Annotated in this window: 16 protein-coding genes; 14 read left to right on the top strand and 2 right to left on the bottom strand. The window is 69.2% G+C overall.

Annotated elements, in window-relative coordinates:
- Window positions 1-50: 50 nt before the first annotated feature.
- From BEP68_RS00245 to BEP68_RS00230, 4 genes are all read left to right on the top strand, one after another.
- Complete coding sequence (locus BEP68_RS00245) at window positions 51-857, top strand: DUF5819 family protein (protein ID WP_261987658.1); 807 nt, start codon at window positions 51-53, stop codon at window positions 855-857.
- Complete coding sequence (locus BEP68_RS00240; RefSeq protein WP_187248894.1) at window positions 854-2,098, top strand: HTTM domain-containing protein; 1,245 nt, start codon at window positions 854-856, stop codon at window positions 2,096-2,098. The genes BEP68_RS00245 and BEP68_RS00240 overlap by 4 nt, the downstream gene beginning before the upstream one ends.
- A gap of 150 nt (window positions 2,099-2,248) precedes the next feature.
- The gene (locus tag BEP68_RS00235) at window positions 2,249-4,318 is read left to right on the top strand and encodes an acyl-CoA dehydrogenase (RefSeq protein WP_187248893.1); all 2,070 of its coding nucleotides are present in this window, start codon (window positions 2,249-2,251) and stop codon (window positions 4,316-4,318) included.
- Between the two features lie 132 nt (window positions 4,319-4,450).
- Window positions 4,451-5,497, top strand: coding sequence for an NAD(P)-dependent alcohol dehydrogenase (locus BEP68_RS00230; protein ID WP_187248892.1), 1,047 nt, complete (start codon window positions 4,451-4,453; stop codon window positions 5,495-5,497).
- Window positions 5,498-5,646: 149 nt separating this feature from the next.
- On the opposite strand, the gene BEP68_RS00225 is transcribed toward BEP68_RS00230, so the two are convergent.
- Together BEP68_RS00225 and BEP68_RS00220 are read right to left on the bottom strand one after the other, a co-directional pair.
- Window positions 5,647-6,321, bottom strand: coding sequence for a GntR family transcriptional regulator (locus tag BEP68_RS00225; RefSeq protein ID WP_187248891.1), 675 nt, complete (start codon window positions 6,319-6,321; stop codon window positions 5,647-5,649).
- Window positions 6,321-7,040, bottom strand: coding sequence for a GntR family transcriptional regulator (locus BEP68_RS00220; protein WP_187248890.1), 720 nt, complete (start codon window positions 7,038-7,040; stop codon window positions 6,321-6,323). Before BEP68_RS00220 ends, BEP68_RS00225 begins: the two co-directional genes overlap by 1 nt.
- Before the next feature lie 173 nt (window positions 7,041-7,213).
- Between BEP68_RS00220 and BEP68_RS00215 the strand changes: the two genes are divergently transcribed.
- The 10 genes from BEP68_RS00215 to BEP68_RS00170 all read left to right on the top strand — a co-directional run bounded on the left by BEP68_RS00215 (window position 7,214) and on the right by BEP68_RS00170 (window position 23,952).
- Window positions 7,214-7,897: a GntR family transcriptional regulator gene (locus BEP68_RS00215; RefSeq protein WP_261987657.1), complete on the top strand. Its 684-nt coding sequence runs from the start codon at window positions 7,214-7,216 to the stop codon at window positions 7,895-7,897.
- Between the two features lie 58 nt (window positions 7,898-7,955).
- Complete coding sequence (locus BEP68_RS00210; RefSeq protein WP_053098659.1) at window positions 7,956-8,522, top strand: DNA-3-methyladenine glycosylase I; 567 nt, start codon at window positions 7,956-7,958, stop codon at window positions 8,520-8,522.
- Between the two features lie 169 nt (window positions 8,523-8,691).
- On the top strand, window positions 8,692-9,822 hold the full coding sequence (locus BEP68_RS00205) for a serine/threonine-protein kinase (RefSeq protein WP_230100873.1): 1,131 nt from the start codon (window positions 8,692-8,694) through the stop codon (window positions 9,820-9,822).
- Entirely contained in the window at window positions 9,822-15,812 is a 5,991-nt protein-coding gene (locus BEP68_RS00200; RefSeq protein WP_187248889.1) for an Ig-like domain-containing protein, read from the top strand. The genes BEP68_RS00205 and BEP68_RS00200 overlap by 1 nt, the downstream gene beginning before the upstream one ends.
- A 99-nt stretch (window positions 15,813-15,911) precedes the next feature.
- A complete protein-coding gene (locus BEP68_RS00195; RefSeq protein ID WP_053099368.1) occupies window positions 15,912-16,877 on the top strand; it encodes an AAA family ATPase in 966 nt (321 codons plus the stop codon).
- The gene (locus BEP68_RS00190) at window positions 16,874-18,244 is read left to right on the top strand and encodes a DUF58 domain-containing protein (protein ID WP_053098662.1); all 1,371 of its coding nucleotides are present in this window, start codon (window positions 16,874-16,876) and stop codon (window positions 18,242-18,244) included. The genes BEP68_RS00195 and BEP68_RS00190 overlap by 4 nt, the downstream gene beginning before the upstream one ends.
- Window positions 18,241-20,793, top strand: coding sequence for a transglutaminase domain-containing protein (locus BEP68_RS00185; RefSeq protein ID WP_187248888.1), 2,553 nt, complete (start codon window positions 18,241-18,243; stop codon window positions 20,791-20,793). The genes BEP68_RS00190 and BEP68_RS00185 overlap by 4 nt, the downstream gene beginning before the upstream one ends.
- The gene (locus BEP68_RS00180) at window positions 20,790-22,532 is read left to right on the top strand and encodes a DUF5684 domain-containing protein (RefSeq protein ID WP_187248887.1); all 1,743 of its coding nucleotides are present in this window, start codon (window positions 20,790-20,792) and stop codon (window positions 22,530-22,532) included. Before BEP68_RS00185 ends, BEP68_RS00180 begins: the two co-directional genes overlap by 4 nt.
- Window positions 22,529-23,359, top strand: a complete 831-nt coding sequence (locus BEP68_RS00175; protein ID WP_187248886.1) for a PP2C family protein-serine/threonine phosphatase — start codon at window positions 22,529-22,531, stop codon at window positions 23,357-23,359. Before BEP68_RS00180 ends, BEP68_RS00175 begins: the two co-directional genes overlap by 4 nt.
- Complete coding sequence (locus BEP68_RS00170) at window positions 23,356-23,952, top strand: hypothetical protein (RefSeq protein WP_187248885.1); 597 nt, start codon at window positions 23,356-23,358, stop codon at window positions 23,950-23,952. Before BEP68_RS00175 ends, BEP68_RS00170 begins: the two co-directional genes overlap by 4 nt.
- The last annotated feature ends 27 nt before the right edge of the window (window positions 23,953-23,979 follow it).

Below are 23,979 nucleotides of genomic sequence, written 5' to 3'. Positions count from 1 at the left end.
CGCTGCGGCGGCCCCGACCTTCAGCGGTGAGAAGGATGTGGATGGGCACGATGACTGAGACCTCACCCGAAGTGCAGGATGCGGCGGTCGCCGCGACCGCCCCTCGACCGCGCCCGACCTGGTGGGTGAAGCTCATCGCGTTCGCCGCGTGTCTGCTCACCCTGTGGCACGTGGGGGCGTCGTTCCTGTGGATCGCTCCGTACTCGGCGCTCCGCGAGATCCCCACGCAAGAAGTCCTCGCCGGGTACATGCTGCCGATGTTCGGTCAGTCGTGGAGCGTCTTCGCGCCCGAGCCCATCAACGGCGACTACCACTTCAACGTGCGTGCCGTCATCGAGAAGGACGGTGAGGAGATCGAGACCGGGTGGGTGAGCGCCACCGACGTCGAGCTCTCGATGATCCGCTACAACCTCTTCCCGCCCCGAGCGGGGATCCAGTCGAGCGAGGTCGCGAGCGGCCAGATGAACGCCTACAACAAGCTGGACGACGACCAGAAGGCCGTCGTCGGGCTCGACTTCGCCGAGGATGGCTGGGAGGAGTGGATGGTGCGCTCCTTCGACGAACTCGAGGGCGACAACCCGTCGACCGACGCGTACATGGCGGAAGAGCACCTCTCCACCGCCTACGCCACCCAGGTGGCTTATGCGATCTGGGGCGCCGACTCCGTCATCAAGGTCCAGTACCGCGTGAGCCGCCAGAACGTGGTGCTCTATGCGGATCGCAACGATCCGAGCGCGCAGCGCCCCGACCCCACGTTCTCGACCACCGGGTGGCGACTGCCTATAGAAGAGGAAGGGCAGAGTCGCGAGAACTTCGCGAACACCTTCCGCGCCCAGTTCGAGAGGATCCAGCCGTGAGCGCGCCCACCAAGACCGCGCCCCAGACGAACGGCGCCGCGAACCGGGACCGGAAGAAGGATGCTGCCGGGCGGTCGACCGTGACGGCGCCCGCTCCGGCATCCGCTCCACCCGCCTCTGCCCCCGAGCCTTCGCCGCTGCGCATGCCCGCGCCTTCGGGTGCGCCTGCCGCCCCGCCTCCCCGGTCTTTCGTGACCCGCCTGCTGAGCTTCGCCTCGTCGATGATCGGCGGACTGTGGTCGATGGTCCTCTCGGCGATCGACCGGATCTCCGCGTTCGTGGGGGACTGGCTCTTCAACGGCAAGAAGGCCCTCTACGGTCTCGCGGTCACCCGCATCCTCTTCGGCGTCACAGCGATCGGCCTGCTCGCGTCGAACTTCAGCACTCGTCTCTATACGTTCGGCTCGGGGTCGGCGTGGAACGGCGAACTCGCCGAACCCGTCAGCGAGTTCCCGAAGATCTGGATCTTCAGCGCGTTCCATGCCGCGATGGGCGATGACGCGCTCTACACCGCCCTCTATCTGCTGCTCGGCGTGCTGGCGGTGCTGTTCGTCCTCGGCTGGCGTTTCCGGATCGTCCTCCCGGTGTTCTTCTGCCTCTGGGTCGGGTTCATCGAGGCGAACGACATGGTGGGCGATCAGGGCGACAACATGTTCCGCATCGCGCTGCTCCTGCTGTTCTTCGCCGACCCGGCCGCTCGCTGGTCGATCGATGCCAGACGTCGCGCCAAGAAGGGGGAGTGGTTCGCTCCGGGAAGCCAGCCCGCCCTCCTGGGAACGGTCTTCCACAATCTGGCCCTCGTGGCGCTGACCGCGCAGGTGTGCTTCGTGTACGCATCGGGTGCTCTCTACAAGGCGGGAGGCGCGCCCTGGGAAGAGGGTTACGCGGTGTACAACCCGCTGCAGACCGCTCGGTTCGGCACATGGCCGGTGCTGAGTGACCTGGTCACGACCTGGGGCCCGATGGTGGTCGCGGCGACCTGGGGGTCGATCATCCTGCAGGTGGCGTTCCCGCTGATGCTGCTCACACGGCCCACTCGGCTGATCGGCCTCATCGGCATCCTCTCCTTCCACATCGGCATCGGCGTGCTGATGGGGCTGCCGTGGTTCTCGCTGACGATGATCGCGATCGACTCGATCTTCATCCGCGATCGGACGTGGGCGCGGTTGAGCGAAGGGACGAGACGGCGGTGGGAGCAGGCGCAGACCGCGCCTCCCACGCCCGCACGCGTCGAGGCCTGAGACTGCGGCTGGGCTGAGACTGTGGTCTGACGACAATCCGACCGGGCGCCGTCCCGGGAGCTTGTTGGAGGATGCGCACACAGCAGTTCGCTCCTGGTTGTGGCAGACCTACCATGGGAGTATCCCTACTTCCCTCTGAGAGGAACGCTCATGGTCGACGCCGCCGTCCGTCCGAAGACGACTCGCCCGCACACCGACAGCGCAGATGCGAACCTGAGGTTCGATGTCGCCCGGGTCACCGATCTGCTGATGGGCACCTGGGCCGACACGCGCCGCGAGGCGCGCGAGCTGATCAAGGATTCGGCGTTCTGGCGCGATGACGCGCTGAGCAAGGACGAGCACCGCGAGCGTGTGCTCAGCCAGCTGCACCTGCTCGTCGAGAACAAGGCAGTGCACCGGGCGTTCCCGACCGCACTCGGCGGAGAAGACAACAACGGCGGCAACATCGCCGGCTTCGAGGAGCTCGTCGTCGCCGATCCGAGTCTGCAGATCAAGTCGGGAGTGCAGTGGGGGCTGTTCGGCTCCGCCATCCTGCAGCTCGGCACCGCCGAGCACCACGAGAAGTGGCTGCCCGGTGTCATGGATCTCTCGATCCCCGGCGCCTTCGCGATGACCGAGATCGGGCACGGCTCCGATGTGGCAGCGGTCGGCACCACCGCCACGTACGACCCGAGCACCGAGGAGTTCGTGATCAACACGCCGTTCCGCGGCGCGACGAAGGAGTACCTCGGCAACGCGGCGCTGCACGGCGTGGCGGCGACGGTGTTCGCTCAGCTGATCACGAACGGCGTGAACCACGGGGTGCACTGCTTCTACGTGCCGCTGCGCGGCGAAGACGGCGTCGATCTTCCCGGCATCGGTCGTGAGGACGACGGGCTCAAGGGCGGACTCAACGGCATCGACAACGGCCGCCTCAGCTTCGACCACATCCGCATCCCCCGCACGAACCTGCTGAACAAGTACGGCGATGTGGCGGCCGACGGCACGTACTCGAGCGCGATCGACAGCCCCGGTCGCCGCTTCTTCACGATGCTCGGCACGCTGGTGCAGGGACGGGTCTCGCTCGACGGCGCCGCGTCGTGGGCTTCGGCTCTCGGGCTGAAGATCGCGATCACCTACGCGACGCAGCGCCGCCAGTTCGACGGAGCAGACGGCCAGGAGGTCGTGCTCATGGACTACGGCAAGCACCAGCGCCGCCTGCTGCCGCGCCTGGCGACGACCTACGCGCAGATCTTCGCGCACGACGAGTTCCTGCAGAAGTTCGACGGCGTGTTCTCCGGCCGCATCGACACCCCTGATGACCGTGAGGACCTCGAGACCCTGGCGGCAGCCCTCAAGCCGCTGTCGACCTGGCACGCGCTCGACACCCTCCAGGAGGCTCGCGAGGCCTGCGGCGGAGCGGGCTTCATGTTCGAGAACCGTCTCGTGGGACTTCGCGCCGACCTCGACATCTATGTCACTTTCGAGGGCGACAACAATGTGCTCCTTCAGCTGGTCGGCAAGCGGCTGCTCACCGACTACGCCAAGCAGTTCACCGGCAAGGATGCTGCGGCCCTGGCCAAGTTCGCCGTAGGCATGACCGCCGGCAAGCTGTTCCACGGCGCAGGCCTTCGTCAGTTCGGCCAGTCGGTCGTCGACCTCGGTCAGGTCTCGCGTTCGGTCGAGAACGGTCTGCGTGAGGAGCAGCAGCACCAGCTGCTCGCCGAGCGCGTGCAGCAGATGGTCGCCGACATCGCCGGCCGGCTGCGTCCGGCGGGCAAGGACAAGGCCCTCGGCGCGAAGCTGTTCAACGAGAATCAGGCCGAGCTGATCGAGGCGGCCCGTGCGCACGGTGAGTTGCTGCAGTGGGAGGCGTTCACGGATGCCGTCCACCGCGTCGACGACACCGACACCAAGAAGGTGCTCACGTGGCTGCGCGACCTCTTCGGTCTGCAGCTCATCGAGAAGCACCTCGCCTGGCACCTCATCCACGGGCGTCTCTCGACGCAGCGCGCCGCCGCGGTCTCGCGATACATCGACCGTCTGTGCGCCAGGCTCCGTCCGTACGCACTCGACCTGGTCGACGCGTTCGGCTACGAGCCGGAGCACGTCCGGGCGCCCATCGCCTCCGGCGCCGAGCGCGTGCGGCAGGACGAGGCTCGGGAGTACTACGCGGCGCTCGCGGCATCCGGTGACGCCCCTGTGCTGGAGAAGGCGCTCAAGAAGAACGCGAAGCGCTGAGGTTTCCTCCTCGCTCCGCTGACGAAGGCCGGGATCAGTGGTCCCGGCCTTCGTCGTGGGCGGTCAGGTGCCGCAGAGGAGGGCGCGAGTAGTGTCGATCTGGCCCATCCGCACCGATCAGAGGAGTCCGAGATGACCCGTGTCACCGCCTATGCCGCACCCAGCGAGGCCGCACCGCTCGAGAAGACCGTCATCGAGCGCCGCGAGCTCGGCCCGAACGACATCCTGATCGACATCGCGTTCGCCGGTATCTGCCACTCCGACATCCACACGGTGCGCGGAGACTGGGGGCCGCAGCAGTACCCGCTCGCACCCGGACACGAGATCGCCGGAACCGTCGCGGCCATCGGATCGGATGTCACCAAGCACGCCGTCGGCGATCGGGTCGGCGTCGGCTGTCTCGTGAACTCGTGCGGAGAATGCCGCAACTGCCTGCGCGGCGACGAGCAGTTCTGCTCCAACGGTGCGATCTTCACCTACGGCAGCACCGACCGTGACGGCAGCGTCACTCAGGGCGGATACTCCGAGCAGGTCGTGGTGACCGAGTCCTTCGCCGTGCGCATCCCCGACGCGCTCGGGCTCGACGTCGCGGCACCCCTGCTCTGCGCAGGAATCACCACGTACTCCCCGCTGCGGCATTGGAACGTCGGACCCGGCACGCGCGTGGCGGTCGTCGGCCTCGGCGGACTCGGCCACATGGGCGTGCAGATCGCGCACGCTCTCGGAGCAGAGGTCACCGTGCTGTCGCAGACGCTCAGCAAGAAGGATGACGGCCTCCGTCTCGGTGCCGATCACTACTATGCGACGAGCGATGCCGAGACGTTCCGCTCGCTGCGCGGGTCGTTCGACGTCATCCTCAACACGGTCAGCGCGGTCGTCGACCTCCGCGCCTACCTCGGTCTGCTCGACGTGGGCGGGTCGATGGTCTGCGTGGGAGCCCCCGCAGAACCGCTCTCAGTGAACGTCTCGTCTCTGATCGGCGGGCGTCGATCGCTCGCGGGGTCCAACATCGGCGGCATCCAGGAGACCCAGGAGATGCTCGATTTCTGCGCCGAACACGGCATCGCAGCCGAGATCGAGATCATCAGCGCATCGCAGATCAACGAGGCGTACGAGCGCGTGCTCGCCTCTGACGTGCGCTATCGCTTCGTGATCGACGCCGCGACCATCGCCGACTGAGTTCCGGAGGGGGTCCTCGGGGTACGCCCCAGGGGACCCCCGTCGGTTGCTCCCCTGGGACCGTTCGCGCAGTGGGTGCGGCGGTGTGGGTCGGGGTGGTGCTGGGCCTGTGCGGCAGGGCGGCGCGGTAGCCGTAGCCGTAGCCGCGCTCAGTTCGCGGGATCCGGCTCGCGGTAGTACTCGAGGAAGTTGATGCGCGTCGCGGCGTGCAGGTCGTGGATCAGATCTCCGGCTCGTTCGCCGTCACGGGCTTCGGCCGCTGCAGTGATCGCGCGGATGAAATCGCGCGCCTGGAGAGGCGTGACGAGGTTCTCGCGAGGCGTGAGGAAGCGCACCAGCTGCAGCGACAGGGTCTCGGCCTTCGCTCGCAGCACGGAGTTCGTCGCGGCGCGGACGACGACGAGGAAATACCGGCGGATCGCTCGTCCGAGAGCGGCCGCGTCATCTGCATCCACCGCATCCTCGACATGCGCCAGCTCGCGACGCAGGTCGGCGATATGCGCATCCGCGAGGTCGGCGGTGGTGGTGCGGGCAAGGTGCTCGTGGATCACTCCGATCACGAACAGGCTCTCGTTGATCGCCGCGACGTTCACCGGGGCCACCCGGGTGTGACGGTGCGGCACCAACTCGACGACGTCCTCCTCGGCGAGTCGATTGAGCGCCTCGCGGATCGGGGTTCTGGACGACCCGAGCCACGTCATGAGCTCCTCGTCGTGGAGAACTTCCCCGGGTTCCAACGTCCCGTCGAGGATCGCCCCGAGGATCGTGTCGTAGACCTCGTCGCGAAGCAGCCGCCGCGGCGGAGGTGTGTCCCTCGTGGGCATCACGCGTCCTCGCTTCCGCGCCGCTCAGCTGTATCAGCGCCAGCAGCGACCTGCGGGCTCGATTCGGCCGCATCTCGTGCCTGCACGCTTGCGGCCCCTGCAGTGAAGTACGCCTGTGCGGCCAGGGCTGCGGCATCCGCGTTCCCTGTGGCGGCGGCGGAGGCAAGTGCGTCGAGCGCGGCCGATGTGTCGGTCGCGTCGAGTGCGCCGGGTCGAGCGGTGATCATCCGGGTGACGTGCGGCACCGACTTCTCGCGGATGCGCTGAACGAGGGTGTTGCGGTAGCGGTCGACGAACACGTTCATCAGGTTGTTCACGATCCGTGCGCGTTCGAGGGCGTTCGAGGTCCGGCTCACCGTCGTGTGCAGGTCGGCGATCTGCGTCCGGTCCGCGTCGGTGAGGAGCGGGACAGCCTCGCGCACCGTCGCCGAGTACACGACGCCGAGCATCTCCATCTCCTCTGCGAACCTCGTGGGATCGAGAGGTGCGATGCGGGTGCCCCTCTGAGGAAGCACTTCGATCAGCCCCATGCCGGCGAGCCGGTTCACCGCCTCCCGGATCGGCGTGCGCGAGGCGCCCAACCAGCTCTCGAGCTGCTTGTCGGAGATCGGCTCCCCTGCGGCCAGGTCACCGGCGACGATGGCATCCAGAAGCGTGTCGAAGATCTGGTCGCGCAGCAGTTTTCGGGGCATTTGCGCCGGGGTCTTGGGCACAGGCATGGGTCAATGCTAGTCGGAATCATCTGGGTACCTGATATATCAATCGCCCGCAATATATACCCACGCCCTGGCTCGGTGGATGGAGGCGACGACTTCAGGCAGGGTGCCCGCGCATTGAAATATCAGATGATTTGTGTCCACGGCTAACTTATGTCATCCTCTAATCATCCAATATGTTAGTTGATGAGAGCGATGTGATCATGCCCATGGGCTCCCTCGAGGACCAACTGCGCCCGCAGCTTCTCAGCGGTCTCGCTTACGAGCGCCTGCTCGCCGAGATCGTGAGCGGCCGCATCCCGCCCGGCCAGCGACTGCGGCTCGATCTGCTCGCCCACGCGTGGGCCGTCTCCCGGACGCCGGTGCGCGAGGCGCTGCAACGGCTTGTCGAGATGCGGTTCGTCCAGGTGTCTCCGAGCGCCGGAACTCGTGTGGCGGAGTGGTCGCGCGCTGACATGATCGAGCGCGCCCACGTCGTCGGTCGCCTGATCGTCGAGAAGAGCTGCATCGGCCCGCCCGTGCGCACGCACCAGCAGTCGACGCGACTGGCGGACGAGACCTGCGAGCTGCTCGGCTACCTCGAGCTCTCCGAGATCCTCATCTCGCGGGAGCTCGGCCGTCTGGGCCCCCGCCTCGCCCGCGACCACATCGACCCGCTGCGGCTGTTCGTGGATCCGCAGACGGCCCGCCACCACGGCATCGATCTCGACACGGATCGGGCCTCCCGCCGCCGTCTCCTCTCCGCCGCCCTCGCCGCCATCGAACGACAGGATGCTGCCGCGGCGCGCGACGCTCTCGACGGGTTCTCGACGTCGTTCATCGACGCGCTCGGGTCCGGCCCCGCAGAGGCCGCTGCGTAGTCCCGGCAGGAGAGCCGGGATCACCCGCCGTGTCGGTGGCGGCGGCTAGCGTGGGCTCATGACGTCTCTGATCGCCGGCCCCGACCTCCGCGACCGATGCGGGTGGGTGGGCGACGACGCCGAATACCGCCGCTATCACGACGAGGAGTGGGGCACCCCGCTTCACGGCGACCGGGCGCTGTTCGAGAAGATGGCCCTCGAGGGGTTTCAGGCGGGGCTCTCGTGGATCACCATCCTGCGCAAGCGCCCCCGGTTCCGCGAGGTCTTCGCCGGCTTCGAGCCCGAGCGGGTCGCCGAGTTCGACCGATCCGACGTCGAGCGGCTCATGGCGGATGCGGGGATCATCCGCAACCGGGCGAAGATCGAGGCCACCATCGGCAACGCCCGAATCGTGCGCTCGATGGCAGACGGCGAGCTGGATGAGCTGATGTGGTCGTTCGCGCCGGCATCGGGACCGCGGCCCGCATCGTTCGCGGATGTTCCGGCGGTGACGCCGGAGTCTACGGCGATGAGCAAGGAACTGCGTCGTCGCGGCTTCCGATTCGTGGGTCCGACGACGATGTACGCGCTCATGCAGTCCGCGGGCATGGTCGACGATCATGTCGTCGGGTGCTGGCGCGCCTGACCACCGAGGCGTGCTGGGCGCGCCCGCCGTGTCGGGGCGAGTGCAGGGGCGATCGCCCGCCTTCGGGATCGTCCACACCCTCGATATACTCGTGGTCGGGGGGATCGCCCAGCGCGGCGCGCAGGGATCATGCAGAGCGCGGTCTCCCGACCGACCGTGAGGAGCATGGGTGGCCACGCGCATGGCATCGACACCGCCGACGCTGGCGGGGTACAGCTATGTGCGTCCGCTCGGATCCGGCGGGTTCGCAGATGTCTTCCTCTACGAACAGGACATGCCGCGACGCGTCGCCGCTGTGAAGGTGCTGCTGGCGGATGCCGTGAACCGCGAGGTTCTCCGCACCTTCAACGTCGAGGCCGACATCTCCGCGCGGCTCAGCGCCCACCCCTCGATCGTCACCATCTATCAGGCTTCCATCTCTGCAGACGGTCGGCCGTACTTCGCGATGGAGTACTGCCCCGACACCATGAGCGCGCGGTACAAGAAGGCGCCGCTGGCGCTCGCCGAGGTGCTCGACACGGGCGTGCGCATGGCAGGCGCCCTCGAGACCGTGCACAGGGCCGGACTCCTGCATCGCGACATCAAGCCGTCCAACGTGCTCATCAACTCCCTCGGCGCCCCCGTGCTGGCCGACTTCGGCATCGCGGCCGCCGTGATCGACGAGGGCGACGGAGAGACCATCGCGATGTCGGTGCCGTGGAGCTCGCCGGAGGTGCTGCAGGAGCGCGTCTCCGGATCCGTCCCGAGCGAGATCTGGAGCCTCGGAGCCACCCTGTACACGCTCCTCGCGGGAAGAAGCCCGTTCGAACGCGCCGACCGAGGCTCCAACTCCCGCGACCAGCTCACCGAGCGCATCATCAAGGCGCGCTATACCGCGGTGCCGATACCCGGCATCCCGCCGATCATCGACGAGATCTTCGCGACCGCGATGCACCGTGATCCGGCCAGACGGTTCGCGAGCATGGCCGACTTCGCGGAACGCCTGCGCTGGGCGCAGTTCGAGCTGGGTCTGCACCCGACGGCCTTCGAGGCGGCGTCTGCTGAATGGGCCGCAGCAGCGCCCGTCAGCTTCTCCGACTCCAGCGCCCGCGGCCCGGTGATCACCACCGTGGCCCCCGACTCGCGACGTGCGGTGCGCGCCGCGAAGCAGCAGGCGATGCCGCGCGACCGCGACGAACTGCCCGCCGCGCGGGCGAAGACCCGCTCGCCCCTCGTCGCCGGCGTGATCGGCGCGTTGATCGGAGCAGCTGTCCTCGGTGGCGTCGGCGTCGGCGTGCTCTACCTGACCGGGGTCCTGTGATGGCCATCGGCGACCGCGCTCGCGCGGAGGCGAACCCCCGATCGCGCGGACGCCTGATCGCGGCCATCTCGGGTGTCGCCGCCCTGGCGGTGGTGCTCACGCTCGCCATCACGGCCCAGGGATACCAGTCGCAGGAGGTGCCCCGCCTCGAGTCGTCCGTCTGGGTCATGCGCGACAGCGGCCAGTACGCCCGCGTGAACACCGAGCTCGCCGAGATCGACACCGTGCGCAACGTCGACGATCCCGAGGCCGTCTGGCAGAGCGGCTCGGCGGCCGTCATCTACGCCCAGGGCAACAGGCAGCGGTGGGATCTCGACCCCGCGAATCCCGCCGACCTGCTCTCCGACGCGTCGGATGAAGGCACGCCGATCGCTTCCGAGCCGACGCCGGCGGGCACGCGGGAGATCCTGTCGGCCGGTGCCTACGTGGCGTATCGCACCGACACCGGCCAGGTATCGGTTACCACTCTCGAGGCGGGGGCCGCCACTGCTCTCGTCGACCCGTTCGCGGGCGTCGAGGTCGAGGAGGGCGAGGACCCTCCGACGTACACGGCGGATGCGATCGGGCTGTCGCCCGCGGGCCTGCTGGTGCTCTTCTCCGCAGACGAGGGCGCGATCCGCCGGTTCGACATCGACGAGCACCGATTCCTCGGCGATCCCGAGTCCGTCTCGCAGGCTCCGGATGCCGCAGAGGGCCTCCTCGTCACGGTCGTGGGCGACCGCTGGGCGATGCTCGAGGCGGGCACCGGCGAGCTGTGGCTGCAGGGGCGCGACGAACCCGTGGAGCTGGACGTCGCTGAGGACGCGCGTCTCCAGGAGGGCGCTGAGTCGGGCGAGAACGTGTCGATCGCCGACTCCGACGGACTCGTGTCGGTCGATCTGGATTCCGGAGAGTCGGAGCGGGTCGCCGACGCGTCGGGCGTGCCGGCGACGCCGGTCGTCGTCGACGGCGAGGTCTATGCCGCCTGGCTCGACACGGGTGCGGGCACTCTGTGGGCAGGTGGCGAGACCGTTCCGCTGCGTGTTCCGGACGAGGCCCTCGACTCTTCGACGATCGAACCGGTCTTCCAGGAGAACGGCGATCGAGCGGTACTGAGCGAGATCGGTACCGGACTCATCTGGACGGCCCCCGACGGCGTGCTCATCCCGCTCGAGCAGTGGGCGATCGAAGACGACACCGAGCAGCAGGAGGGCACGATCATCGTCGAGGACGTGGCCGAGCAGATGCCGCCCGTCGCCGTCGACGACGCATTCGGTGTCCGTGCGGGCGAGCAGGTGATCCTGCCGGTGCTCCTCAACGACCACGATCCGAACAAGAAGGACGTGCTGTCGATCGATCCCGAATCGGTCTCGGGCGGGCTCGGCGACCCGGCGTTCGGAGACCTGACCCTCGTCGCGAACGGGCAGTCGCTGGTGGTCGACGTCAAGGCGGGCTCGGGGCAGGCGAGCTTCACATATGCGGTCACCGACGGCGCCGCGGTGTCGGCTCCGGCCACCGTGACCCTGACCGTCGTCGATCCGGGAGCGAACTCCGCGCCCGTGTGGTGCGGAGTCGACGCCTGCCAGCAGGAGTGGCCGACGCCCCAGCTCCTTCCGGGCGGCAGCACGGTCGTCTCGGCGTTGTCGGGCTGGGTCGATCCCGAGGGCGATCCGTTCGTGCTCAGCGATGCCTACGAGACCGATTCCTCGTCGCCCGTCATGGTCGTACCGATGGCCGACGGACGGGTGGCCATCCGCCACACCGACCCGAATGCCGCGGATGCCGTCATCTCGGTCACCGTGGTGGTCGAGGACGTGCACGGTGCGACCGCGGAGAAGACCCTCGATGTGCAGGTCACAGGGAGCCCGGCTCTCGTCGCCTCGCCGGTCGCGCTGACCGCGCGTGTCGGGGAGCTCCAATCGGTGCGCATCTCGGATCATCTGTCCGGCGGCTCCGGTTCGTATCGTCTCGTCGACGCCGTGCAGACTGCGGCGACCGCGCAGGGACTCGAGGTCAACCCGAACGCGGCATCCGGCACCGTCGAGATGACGGTGGCCGAACCGGGGCAGTACGTCGTCACCTACACGGCTCAGGACGTCACCACCCAGGCCGAGCAGTCGGCCGTCATCCGCATCACCGCGGTCGACGGATCCGCGGGCCTCGCGATGGCACCGCTGACCGCGTTCGTGCGCGAGGGCGAGGACACGACGGTCGACGTCATCCGCGCCGTGCAGAACACCAGTGGTCGGGTGCTGATGCTGGCCGATGCGGTGAGCTCGACGCCGCAGCTCGGCGTGCGTGTGGTCGGCAACGAGAGCATCCGGGTGAACGGCACCACGGAGGACGGCGAGCCCGGGGTCATCGGCAAGGCCACCGTGACGATCGCCGACGGCACCGGTGCCGCAGTGCAGGGAACCGTCACGGTCTTCCTCACGCCGCCGTCGACGGTGACGCGTCCGATCGTCTTCCCCGACGCGATCACCGTGCGCGCAGGTTCGCTCACGCGCATCGCTGTCACGGCCAACGACGTGGCGCCGCGAGGGGAGCCCCTGGTCGTTCTCCCCGAGGTGACCGGCTCGGGCGAATCGGGTGAGCTCGTCTTCGCCGACCGCAACGCGCTGCGCTACCTCGCACCCACGACGCCCGGCACCTACCGTCTGTCGTACTCGGTGTCACTCGAGCGCAACCCCGCCCTCGCCGACAACGGTGTCGTGACGGTCACGGTCGTGCCTCCGGGCACCAACCGTGCCCCGACGCCGTCGACCCTGACCGGCCGAGTCCTCAGCGGTCAGACCGTGTCGCTGCCCGTGCCTTCGACCGGCATGGACAGCGATGGCGATCGAGTCGTGCTCGCGGGCGTCGACCAGCCCCAGAAGGGTGCGGGCACGGCGACGATCTCGGCCGACGGCGACGCGATCTTCTACCGGGCGCCCGCGGGCGGTGTCGACGGCGGTCAGGTCAGCTTCGGATACACGGTGCGCGACCCGCAGGGCGAGCAGGGGACGGGCACCGTCCGCGTCGGCGTGCTCGACGCGGACATCGATGACGCGGCGCCCGTGACCTTCAGCGATTACGTGCGCGTCGAGGCCGGGTCGACGACACCGATCGTCCTCGACCCGCGTCTCAACGACCTCGATCCGGCGCAGAGCGAGCTCGAGATCACCGAACTCGTCCCGAACGCGCCACCGGTCAAGGGGAATCCGCTCTACGACCGCCTGAACGCGCTGATCGATCCCGACACCTCTCTCGAAGACGGCCGTGTCGTGCTGCGCGCGGGAGACACCGCCGGCACGAACTCCTACTTCTATACGGTCAGGTCCACTCGCACATCCAGCACGTCGCAGGGTCTCATCGTCGTGACCGTGACCGACGGTGCGGTCGCCGACCAGCCGAGCGTCGCCGACACGGTGCTCACTGCGCGCGATCGGGAGGAGCTCCCGGATCGCGGCATCGACGTCGTGACCGATCGTGTCAGTTGGCCCTCGGGTGACGCCTCCTCCCTCACCTTGAGCCTGTGGGGCGACCAGCCCGGGTTCACTGTTCAAGGGAACCGCATCGTGGGCGCTGCCCCCGAAGACGGTGCGCTCGTTCCGTTCCAGCTGAAGGGCGAGGGATCGGGCGGCAGAGCGGTGGTCGCCTACGGGTTCCTGCGCATACCCGCCTTCGACGACATGCAGGTCCAGCTCAAGCCCGCCTCGCCTCCTGTCGTGGTCGACGAGGACGCCTCGGTCTCGTTCGATGCGGCCGACTACGTCGACCTGACCTCCTCAGATGCCCTCGAAGTGGGATCCGGGCAGTTCACCGCGCAGCGGGCGGCCGCATCGTGCTCCGCCGAGGGTGCAGGCAGCGTGACGTATCGCGCCGGCCGTGAAGCGCCATGGTCGGACACCTGCCTGGTCCAGGTGCGGTTGCAGGGGCAGGAGCGCTGGTCGTTCATCGACGTGCCGATCAGCATCCGTCCTGCCGAGCCGCAGCTGCTGCTGTCGTCGATCTCGCACACGATCGCCCCCGGAACCACCGAGACGGTCGACATGTACGCGAACATGGCCGCGTGGGAGGGCGGACGTGAGGGTGACGCGGGATCCCTCGAGTACCGGATCGTCTATTCGGGCTCGGCCTTCATCGTCACCCGAAACGGGCCTCAGCTGACCATCGAGGCACGCGCAGACGCGCGACCCGGCAACGCCGAGAACGTCAGCGTCACGGTGCCCCAGTACGGCGAGCCGTCGGCATCCGTCCGCCTCGTCGTCGGAGCCGCGCCACCGGATGCGCCGCGCGGCGCGACCTTCACGAAGCAGTGCATCGTGACGAACCCCAGCTGCACCATCGACGTCGTCGACGTCGCCGGCGAGTACGACCCGTTCGCCGGGAAGCCCGGATCGGGCCTCCGACTGATGTCCCTCGGCGGGGGCACACGATGCGATGTCGCGTCGATCTCGACTTCGGGAAGCAAGGCGATCACGGCGAGCTGGCCCGGCGGAGGGCAGGCACCGGGTGGCCAGTGCATCATCCCCTTCGTCGTGCAGGATGCGCAGGGGCGCACCGGCACCGGAACCCTGACCCTCGATCTGCAGGGCTTCCCGCAGGCACCCGCCAGCGTCACGACGGTCGGATTCACCCGCTCGACCGTGGTGCTCGACGTGCCCCTCGGCGAGGCCGGTCGCGCGCACCCCGGCGTCACGGGGGTCGAGATCCTGCAGGACGGAGCGCCGGCGAACGCGTCGTGCAGCCCGGCGGCAGGTGCCTACCGGTGCACGGTGAACGGACTCGTCAACGGAGCGCCGCACGTCTTCACCGCGGCGGCCGTCAACGCGGTCGGCACATCGGCGGCGACGTCACCGCACACCAGCTGGGCGTACGCCGCCCCTGTGGTGTCGAAGGCGAACGCCACACCCGTCTATCGCCCCGGCAGCACGGAGCGCGGGCGCGGCATCGTCGCTCTCGCGGTCGATGCGTCGGACGACTCCCTCGCGTTCCGCATCGAGGAGACCGGGCAGGTCATCAACCGCACCGGCGCGACGACGACGGCCGACATCGCGCTGGCGCCGGGCCCGCAGAACATCACGATCGTCCCGATCAGCCAGTTCCAGCCGCCGACGGGCGATGGTGGAAACGAGGGTGGAGCCTTCCGCACGTCCGTCACCGCTGCGGGAACCGTCTACTTCGACCCCTCGGGAGCACGCGCGACCGCGACGTCGAACACCTCGATCGACGTCTCGGGAGTGGCAGCGCAGCCGAACGGCAGCGCCCTCGGCATCGACGTCGTGTACCTCGCCTGGCGATCGGGCAATGCGAGCTGCACCGCTGACGGCGACGGTCGTCTGCAGGTCTCGGGTGCGGAGGCGCAGTCGTCGTCACCCACCCTCACCAAGCTCGCCGAGTACTCGACCTACAACGTGAAGGCGTGCGCATCGAACGGCTTCGGCGTCGCCGAGTCGGCGACCACCCAGGTCTTCACGTTCACCTTCGTGGAAGGCCCGAAGGGCAACACGAGCTACACGATCGCCACCCAGCCGTCGGTCCAGGACAACCGCTATTCCTACCGGCTCGAGTCGGCGCCCGACATCGCCGTGCGAGACGGCTTCGTTCCGCAGTACTACATGTACGGGTCGTGGCGGTCGGACTTCCAGCTGAGCACCGACTCATCACCGTTGCCGGTCGGGGCGCGCTCCTGCCACGCGGTGCTGCGGGAGTACTGCTCCGATTCGGTCGAGATCTCGCCCCGGACGGCGCCGACGACGGTGGCGGTCGAGTTCCGCGAGTGCGTGCCCGCCAACCCGGATGACGCGTTCGTCGTCAGCCCTGCCGCCCGCGGGTCGTACTCCCTCGCCGTGACTCCGAGGATCGTCGACGGCATCTCCATGGTCGACATGAAGATCACGTGGACGGGCGCTTTCAGTTCGCTCAAGCCGATCACGCACCGCGTGACGCTGTGCACGCAACCGGAGCCGGAGCCGGAGGATCCGAAGGACTCCGACAAGCCCGCCGACCCCGCCGATCCTGCCGGATGAACCCGCCGCGATGACGACTCCCTCCTCCCCACCGCCCTGCACAGCGCAGGTGCCAGAGACGAATACGGTTGCCCTATGCCTGCTCCCTCCGCTGCTCCCGTGACCATCGCCGCCGAACAGGCCGCCTGGTTCGCCGAGACGTTCTCGATCCTCACCGCCAACGTCGAACAGGCGATCCTCGGCAAGCGGCACGTGATCGAGCTCGTGCTCGCCGCCGCGGTCAGCGGCGGCCACGTGCTGCTCGAGGACTTCCCCGGCACAGGCAAGACGGCTCTCGCGCGGGCGATCGCGCAGACCGTGACGGGAACGAGCACCCGGATCCAGTTCACGCCCGACCTGCTCCCCGGCGATGTCACGGGCATCACCGTCTACGACCAGAAGGAGGGCGCCTTCGAGTTCCACGCGGGCCCCGTCTTCGCGAACATCGTGCTCGCCGACGAGATCAACCGGGCGAGCCCGAAGACGCAGTCGGCGCTGCTGGAGGTCATGGAAGAGGGCACGGTCACGGTCGACGGCGTCACGCGGCCGGTCGGATCGCCGTTCCTCGTGATGGCGACGCAGAACCCGATCGAGCAGGGCGGCACCTACCGTCTGCCCGAGGCGCAGCTCGACCGCTTCATGATCAAGACGTCGATCGGATACCCCGACGAAGCCGCGACCATGCGCATCCTCCAGGGAGCAGCCCAGCCGAAGCACGTGCTCGACGGCATCGTCGGCGTCGACACCATCCTCACGATGGCCGAGATGACCCGCGGCGTGTACGTGAACCCGCTGGTCTCCGACTACATCATGCGCATCGTCGATGCGACGCGTCGAGCGTCCGAGGTCCGCCTCGGTGCCAGTGTGCGAGGGGCCCTCGCCCTGTCACGTCTCGTGATGACGTGGGCTGCCAAGAACGGTCGCACCTTCGTCACCCCCGACGACGTCCGAGAGCTCGCCGTCGTCGCCCTCGCGCACCGCCTGGTGCTCGAGCCGGAGGCCGAGTTCGACGGCGTCACCGCGGTCGCCGTGGTGGGGCAGATCCTGCTCGACGTCGAGCCGCCGCGCGAGAACGGCACTGCGTGAGCTTCAGCACCGAGTCCCGTCTGACGCGCACCACGGCGGGCACCAGCACGTCGACGCGCACGTCGACGGTCACGCGCTACGACCGCACGCGCCGCGGCCCCGTCCGCGGCGCCGTCTTCGGCGTGCGTCGGGCCGCTCGCAGCACGGAGCGCGCAACCCGAGCGGCTGTCGCGTGGGTGCGTGAGACGGTCACATCCGCCGGGATGCTGGTCGTCGCGGCGCTGGTCCTGTGCGTCACCGCCGGGCTGCTGTTCGGCTGGGTCGAGGCGTGGGCGGTGGCGGCGATCGCGCTCGTGCTGCTGATCGCCTGCATCCCCTTCATCCTCGGCACCCACGACTATCGCATCGAGCTGACCCTCGACCGCGACCGCGTGGTCGCCGGTGCCGAGATCGGTGCGACGCTCGACGTGCGCAACAACAGCGAGCGTCTGTCGCTGCCCGGCATCGTCGACGTTCCCGTGGGGGAGGGGCTCGTCGAAGCGCACGTCCCCCTGTTGCGCCCCGCCGCCCACCATCGCGAGCAGCTGACGATCGCCGCCCACCGCCGCGGTGTCATCGACGTCGGCCCCATGACCATCACCCGCGGTGATCCGATCGGCATCCTCCGCCGTGAGCTGCGCTGGCCCGATGTCCAGCGCATCCACGTGCATCCGGTCACGGTGCGCCTGCCCAGCACCAGCGCCGGTCTCATCCGCGATCTCGAGGGCACGCCGAGTTCGACCCTCGTCGATGCCGACCTCTCGTTCCACGCGGTGCGCGAGTACGTCGTGGGCGATTCGCAGCGGCACGTGCACTGGAAGTCGACCGCCAAGACCGGCAAGCTCATGGTGCGTCAGTACGAGGAGTCGCGGCACGCTCGCATCGCCATCATCCTCGACCTCGACAGCGAGTCGTACGAGAGCGACGACGAGTTCGAGAACACGGTCAGCGCCGCCGCATCCCTCGCCCTGCAGGGTGTGCGCGACGGTCGTGACGTGCTCTTCTCGGTGAGCAACGAGATCCCCGAGCACAGCCGTGCCGAGTTGCTGTCGATACGCACTCTTCCCACGGTGACTCCCAAGGCCCTCCTCGATGCCACCTCGACCATCGATCCGGCCGACCGCGTGATGCGGCTCGAGGCGGTCGCCGCGCTCACCGCCCAGTCCTACCCCGACCTGTCGATCGGATTCCTGATGACGGGCTCGCGCATGCCGCTCGAGCGTCTGCGCCACGCCGCCATCACGCTGCCGGCGGCGGTCGAGGCGGTCGCGGTGCGCAGCGAACTCGGCGAGCAGCCCACCCTGCGCACGGCGCGCGAACTCGCCGTGATGACGCTGGGCGCACTCGGCGACCTTCCGCAGATGCTCGCCCGCGGAGCACTGCGATGAGCGCCGCGGGTCCGCGGCGCGGCGTCGCGAGGTCGCGCCGGACGTTCGCGCTCTCGGCTCTGACCCTCTGGTCTCTCGGATATGTGCTGGTCGGCATCGGTCTCGCCACGGCGGCTGCATGGCCGGTGTACGAGTCCCCCCGGGCGCTGGCGGTCGGCCTGATCGGCGGCCTGCTGGGCATGGTCGTCGCCGTGCTGACCCGGCTGCTGCGGTGGGGGCTGCTGATCGGTGCGCTCGCGGTGACCGGCGCCTATCTGGTCGTCTCGGTTCCGCTCGCCATCCCATCGGCGCTCTCGTCGCTTCCCGCGTTCCTGGGCGGAATCCGCGACGCGGTGCTGGGGGTGGTGCTCGGCTGGAAGCAGATGCTGACGCTGAACCCGCCCCTCGGTGAGTACCAGGCGGTGCTCATCCCGCTCCTCGTGGTCATGCTGTTCGGTTCCTTCATCGCCACTCTGCTCGTGCTCGAAGGCGGACGCCGGGCGACCATAGCGGTTCCCGTCGTGACCGCGATGAGCGTCTTCGGCATCGCCTTCGGTGTGAGCGGCACGACGGCTCCGGTCTCGGTGCTCGGCGTCGCGCTTCCCGCTCCTCGGGAATGGCTGATCGGCGTCGCGCTCTTCGTGGTCTCTCTCGTCTGGTTGGTCGGACGCTCGCGGCTTCAGCGAGCACAGGCGCTGCGCACCGTCGCGGCGGCGAACATCTCGCGCCGGGCGACCCCGGTGTGGCTCACGATCCGTCGGCATCTCCTGTCGGCCGGTCTCGCGGTGATCGCCCTCGTCGCCGGTTTCGCGGTGGCTCCCGCCGCGGCAGGGTGGAGCGACCGCTCCGTTCTGCGCGACGAGGTCGAGCCGATGATCGTCGTGCAGCAGCAGGCGAGCCCCCTCAGCGCCTACCGGTCGTGGTTCGCCGGCAGCACTCTCGATGACACGGTCGTGCAGGTGGAGGGCGATTCTGGAGCGCTGGAGCGCCTCCGGCTCGTCACCCTCGACTCGTACGACGGCGAGGACTTCCACATCGCGCCGGACGACCGGTTCAGCCGGCTGCCCCGCAGTGCGATGCCCGGCGAGGGCCGCGTGTCGCTCGGGATCACGATCGGCGACGCCTATCGGGGCATCTGGGTCCCCTCGCCGGCCGGTCTCGCCGAGGCGCCGGACTTCTCGGGTGCGCGCGCCGAAGCGCTCGCCGACGGGTTCCACGTCAACTCGGGCGGCGACACGGCGATCACCGTGGCAGAGGCACCCGGCGGGGGAGAAGGGCTCGTTCCGGGCGATCGCTACAGAGTGCTCGTGGACGCCCCGGCGAGCCCCGGCGACATCACCGCCGTGCAGGGCGGTGCCTCGAACCTCGACACCGACCTGTATCCCGCGCTCACCGAGTGGGCCGAGATGCAGGAGCAGCCCCGCACCGGGGCCGGGTATCTCGAGATCATCGACCGCCTGCGCTCCCGCGGTTACCTCAGCCACGCGCTGATCGACGATGAGGCGGCGGCGGGATGGATCGCCTCGTTGAAGGAGTCCGAGGGGTACGCGTTCGCACCCAGCTATGCGGGACACTCCGCGGCCCGCATCGAGGAGCTGTTCACCGACCTGCTCGAACAGGAGCGCAGGGCAGGCTCGGATGCCGCGCCCGAGCTGCTCGTGTCGGCGGTCGGCGACGATGAGCAGTTCTCAGTGGCAGCGGCGCTTCTCGCCGAGCACTGGGGGCTCGAGTCCCGAGTCGTGATCGGTGCGCGCCTTGCGGCCGCAGAAGAGGTGCCCGGCATTCCCGCCTGCACGGAGACCTGCACGGGCGCGAACATGAGCGCCTGGGTCGAGGTGAGAGGCTCGGGCGGCGAGTGGATGCCGGTCGACACCACACCGCAGTACGCGATGCTTCCGAGTTCCATCACCGAGGGCGAGCAGCTGCCCGAGCATCCCACGGTGCCCGAGCAGCCCCGGTCGGAGGCGTTGGATCCGCCTCAGGCGCAGAGCGATTCCAACAATGACGCGCCTCCGCTCGAGTCGCCGCAGTCAGAGGTGCTCGCCGTCCTGCTGCCGATCCTCCGCGCTGTGGGGCTCGGCATGCTCGCGCTGGCATTGCTCGCGCTGCCCTTCCTCGTGCTGCTGCTGGCCAAACGGCAGCGAGCCAGGGCCCGCCGAACCGCCGAAGATCCCGAGGTGCGTCTCGCCGGGGCGTGGGAGGAGCTGGTCGACGTGTACGCCGACCACGATGTGCCGATGGATGCCGAAGGCACCCGCATCCAGCGCGCACTCTCGACCGACCGAGAGGCAGCGGACCGCCTGGCAGAGATTGTCGATCGCGCCGTGTTCGCCGAGCATCCTCCGACGGACGAGGATGCGCGCGCCGCCTGGGAGATCGTCGACGCCGAGCGGACGGAGCTCGCAGCGGCAGGCAGATGGTGGCATCGCATCGTCATGCGCGTGCGACCGACGTCGTTCGTCGGTCGCATACGGGGCGCGAACGGTCGTGGATTCACGGCCGCTGTGCCTGTGCTCGCTACGCTCGGATTGACCTGGTCGCCCGGCGACCGGAAGAAGGGGAACTCATGATCGCGCCCGTGGATACCGGCTACGTCACGATGCTCGCCATCGTCGGCGGCGTCGGCGTGCTCATCGGCCTCGCCGTCTACGTCTGGTACGCGCTGGCGCTGTCGCGCCTCTTCCCGCGCATCGACGGAGAGGGGTGGAAGGGCTGGGTCCCCATCCTCAACGAGGCGGAGATCCTGGCGCGCGGCGGAGTGCCGGCGTGGTCGGTGGTGTTCTACTTCATCCCGATCGTGCAGCTGTACGGCATCTACCTCAAGGTCGTCGCGACCCACCGCATCAATCGGAGGTTCGGTCGCGGTGCGGGAATGACGGTGCTCGCGATCCTTCTGCCCCCGGTCTGGGCGACGGTTCTCGCCTGGGGGGCGCCGCCGTACCCCGAGGGCGAACGGCTGGCCGCTCTGCAGCCCGGCCCACGCCGAAGCTCGCAGCCCACGGCCACCCCGGCGAGGGACGCATCGGGGTACACGATCCCGTCGCTGGCTCCGCATACCCAGAGCCAGCCTGACGCCCCCGCGCCCGTGTTCCCCGACTACGCCGCACCGAGCCGTCCGACCGCGCAGCCTGACCGGACTGCGACCGCAGCCGCGGTGAGCGGTGGTCCCGCGGGTTCAGGGTGGGGCGCGCCTCCCGTCCCGGGCGCCCCGCCGGTTCCCGTCGCCGGACAGCCCGCTGTGCAGGGTGCGCCGGCGGCATCGTTCGCTCCGCCGCAGCCGCCCACCTCGTCCTTCGCGCAGCAGCCTCCTGCTCCTCAGCCTCCTGCGCATCAGCCTCCTGCTCCTCAGGCGCCGGCTTTGCAGCCTCCTGCGCCGCCCGCGCCGGTGCGCGCACCTGAGCCCCCTGCAGCGGAGCGGGCACCCGCCGCGAACCCGCCGGCTCCGACCGAGGCGCACCCGACCACCGGCATCATGGCCGCAATGGGTGGCGCGCCCGTGGCTCCGGCGGCGCCGCAGCCACCCGCGCCGCCGGTGCCGGTATCCGACGACGTCGTGCCTCAGCAATCGGCACAGACACCGGCGGCGGCCCCGGCATCCGCTCCCGTGCCCGAGTTCGAGCGGCCGGCGGAGAACCCGCCTGCCGCGGCTCCCGCCGAAGAGGCGCAGCGTATGGTGCGGCCCGCTCCGCCCTCGTTCCGAGATGGTGGCCTCTCGGATGAACAGCCGCAGGCGCCGGTGATCCGGCCTGTCCCGTCGTCCCCCGCAGCTGCGGGGACCACCGCGGATGTGCATACGGCCGCGGTGGTGCCCCCGGCCGATGCAGCGCCCGCACCCGCGGTCGAGGAACCCGTCCCGACGCCCCTCGCGATGCCGTTCGGAGGCCTCGCGGCCGACGTCGACAAGACGGTCGTCACACCGCGTCCGACGCACGATGTCGACGAGGACCTCGACGCCACCGTCGTCGTCGCCCGCAAGCGCGGAGTCCGCCGATCGCTCGTGCTCGATGACGGACGGAAGTTCTCGTTGTCCGGCGCCAGCGTCGTGATCGGCCGCAATCCGATCGGCGAGCCGGGCGAGCAGCGGCTCGCCATCTCCGATACGACCCGCACGCTGTCGAAGACGCACGCTCGTCTCGTCGTGCACGACGACGAGTGGCGTCTCACCGATCTGCACGCCACGAACGGCGTCGTCGTGGTCGAGGAGAACGGCACCGAGACCCTGCTCGATCCCGGAGAGAGCGTCACCGGCAACGGCCGCTTCATCCTCGGTGAAGTGGGGATGCATGTGATCGCGGAGCGCGATTCATGACGCTCTCCTCGGTCGTCCTCAGCGTCGCGTCACTCACCGACACCGGTCTCACGCGCTCGGCGAATGAGGACTCGGTGCTGGTGGCGTCCCCGGTCTTCCTCGTCGCGGACGGCATGGGCGGGCATGAGGCGGGGGATCGTGCGAGCGCTGCGGTGGTGGAGGCGTTCGAGCCGCTTCGCGGGGCGACGGTCGACGTCGCCGACATCGGACAGGCATTGAGTCGCGCTTCGGCTGTGGTCGATGACATCTCCGCCGAGCACAAGCGCGGGGCAGGAAGCACCGTGACCGGTGTCGCTCTCGTCGATCACGACGGCGTGCCGCACTGGCTCGTCTTCAATGTCGGCGACTCCCGTGTCTACCGGCACCACGGCAACGAGCTGACACAGCTGACGATCGATCATTCGCTGGGGCAGGAACTGGTGGATGCCGGTGAGCTCCGCGCCGAGGATCTCTCGACGTTCTCGCAGCGCAACGTCATCACGAGGGCGATCGGTGCTCCCGACAGCACCGCGGACAGCTGGCTGCTGCCCGTGGTCGACGGCGAGCGACTGCTGATCTGCTCCGACGGCCTGAGCGGCGAGGTGAGCGACGAGGCGATCCGAGCGACCCTGACGATGAACGGGCGGCCGGAGACCGCGGCAGCGGCTCTCGTGAGCCGGGCGCTCAAAGCGGGTGGTCGCGACAACGTGTCGGTCGTCGTGATCGACGTGATCTCGGGAGGCGCGAACGGGCGCCCGGACGACCTCACTGCGGGCCGCGATGCCGCATCCGCCTCGCTGACCGATTCGATGCTCGAGGGCACGACGATCCCGGTTCGAGCCAGATGACGGACGACGAGACCGAGGTCGAAGAGACCGTCATGCTGACCAGACGCGATCGGCGCCGGGGGAGATCGGTCGCCGAGTCCGGCGAAGTCGCCGAGTCTGCTGAGCCCGTCGAGCCTGCCGAAGTCGCCGAACCCGCTGAGCCACCGGATGACGTGGACGAGGCGACGGTCGTCGTCGACCGGAGACCCGCGGAGGCTGAGGAGCCAGGTGCCGATCGGGAGGACGACCCTGTCGACGAGTCGACGGTGCTCGTCTCCCGGACGCCGCGTCGTGTGCGACGCAAGAGATCGGAACAGCCCGCCGACAGCGACGACTCTGCCGACCGCGCAGAGGCTGACCTGCCCGCCTCGTTCGAGGCGCCGACGGATGCGCCGGCACCGGAGATCTACCGGCCGCGTCCGGCCCCGCTCGGCCCTTCTGCCCCGCCCGTCGTGATCGGCGCCGCGGCGCCCACGCGCACGGTGGACCCGGATCTCCCGTCGGTCGCGAAGCAGGGACTGCGCTGGAGCCGGGCGGCCCTCATCACGTTCGCAGCAGCCTGCGTCGTCTCCGTCGCGGGTCTGGTGGGTCTGGGCTTCTTCGTCTTCGGGTGACGCCCTCACCCTGACGGAGCCGTGCTC

The sequence above is a fragment of the Microbacterium sp. 4-7 genome, assembly GCF_014332665.1.
GTDB lineage: Bacteria > Actinomycetota > Actinomycetes > Actinomycetales > Microbacteriaceae > Microbacterium.
This window is presented reverse-complemented; position numbering and strand designations above follow the sequence as displayed.